This is a genomic window from Chryseobacterium phosphatilyticum, assembly GCF_002899825.2.
GTDB classification, from domain to species: Bacteria; Bacteroidota; Bacteroidia; order Flavobacteriales; family Weeksellaceae; genus Chryseobacterium; species Chryseobacterium phosphatilyticum.
This window is the reverse complement of the sequence record NZ_PPED02000125.1, coordinates 1-432: the sequence shown is the minus strand read 5'-3', so window position 1 is coordinate 432 and position 432 is coordinate 1. Positions and strand designations below refer to the sequence as shown.

Below are 432 nucleotides of genomic sequence, written 5' to 3'. Positions count from 1 at the left end.
GGTGTAGGTGTGTTGCGCGCCGGGGGCGATCAGCGGTTGCTCGCCGACCACGCCGGCGCCGCGAACTTCCTGGGTACGGCCGTCGCCGTCGGTGATGATCCAGTGGCGCGACAGCAGTTGGGCCGGAACCTCGCCCTGGTTCTCGATGGTCACCGTGTAGGCGAAGGCGAAACGGTTCTGCTCTGGGGCGGACTGTTCCGGAAGGTAGCGGGTGTCGACCCTGACGTTGACCTGGTGCTGGGTATCGCTCATACGGCTTGCCTGATTCCTGACGAGTGTCTCACCAGACTAACGATTGCCTGGCAGCTCGGCCAGCCGGTTGGCCAGGCGGACGAATGCGGCCAGGTCGAGTTGTTCGGGACGGAGGGTCGGATCGACCTCTGCGGCCTCGATGTCCTCGACGCTCAGGAGAGGCTTGAGGGTATTGCGCAG

At 65.0% G+C, this 432-nt stretch carries 1 protein-coding gene; it reads right to left on the bottom strand.

What is annotated here, in order from left to right; genetic code table 11:
- Positions 1-252, bottom strand: a 252-nt coding sequence (gene apaG, locus C1631_RS25070; RefSeq protein ID WP_109714502.1) for a Co2+/Mg2+ efflux facilitator ApaG/CorD, incomplete at its 3' end; no start/stop codon positions are given.
- Positions 253-432: the final 180 nt, after the last annotated feature.